Source organism: Bradyrhizobium sp. Leo170, assembly GCF_004296405.1.
Classification (GTDB): domain Bacteria; phylum Pseudomonadota; class Alphaproteobacteria; order Rhizobiales; family Xanthobacteraceae; genus Bradyrhizobium.
In genome coordinates this window covers 1-787 of sequence record NZ_PSRR01000799.1, presented here as the reverse complement: position 1 = coordinate 787, position 787 = coordinate 1, and the positions used below count along the sequence as shown (strand labels likewise).

At 56.3% G+C, this 787-nt stretch carries 1 protein-coding gene and 1 pseudogene; both read right to left on the bottom strand.

Features of this window, described 5'->3' with window-relative positions:
- Window positions 1-227, bottom strand: a pseudogene (locus CWO89_RS44790) (group II intron reverse transcriptase/maturase); the annotation flags it as partial.
- Between the two features lie 214 nt (window positions 228-441).
- The gene (locus CWO89_RS49030) at window positions 442-576 is read right to left on the bottom strand and encodes a hypothetical protein (protein WP_283813599.1); all 135 of its coding nucleotides are present in this window, start codon (window positions 574-576) and stop codon (window positions 442-444) included.
- Window positions 577-787: the final 211 nt, after the last annotated feature.

The following is a 787-nucleotide window of genomic DNA, read 5'->3' as shown; positions in this document are numbered from 1 at the left end:
TGGCCTCCGCTCTTCTTCGGAATGGAGACGGCACGAACAGGTGGCGGGAAGTAGGCGCCTGAGCTCATTCGATTCCAAATCTTGTAGAGGTTACTCTTCAAGTCGGATTCAAATTCCTCAATCGTCACTCCGTCGACACCGGCTGCGCCACCATTAGATCGCACCTGCAGATACGCTTCGTACACCTTTCTTTTGTCGATGTTGAACGGTTTGCTTGGCTGGTTCACCGCCGTCCTCCTGTTGCCAGTTGCAACGATGGCCAGCCCACCTGATCCGATCCCTTCGCTCCAGCCCCATTACGAGCCTTCGTCACTTGTACGGATCGGTCCGCCCCAGTGCTCCGCATCGGTACTCTTGCCTCACGGTTTTCTCCGCTTGTGCTTCTCCCTTTGCATCGGAGCGACTGGTTCCTGCAGTTCCGTGACAACGCCTGCATCCGATTCACGCCCCCTCAACGCCGGTCGCCGCCCGCCCAATCATCAGGCTTCCAGCGGACTGATCCCAGAGGGACGACACACCTCTGGTTTTGACGACGATTTCCACGTTACGACGCTTCATCGGCGGGTTCATTTTCATTCGTCTCTCGGATGCTTATCCGCTCGGGTATTTCCCGATCGTTAGCTTCAACGCTCACGACCGCGCCTCTTAAGCGAAGCCGCTTGAAGTGATTTGGGACCTGCTCCTGAAAGCCGATCCCGAGGGGCCCTCCCTCATCGCTGTCACAGCTTGTGCTCACAGATTATCAGATCATCACGATCATCCTTTCTGTGTGCTTCTGCAGCACACT

Excerpts from the sequence above, each read along its gene's own strand:
- CWO89_RS49030 (WP_283813599.1), bottom strand. The coding sequence starts at position 576 with ATGAAAATGAACCCGCCGATGAAGCGTCGTAACGTGGAAATCGTCGTC.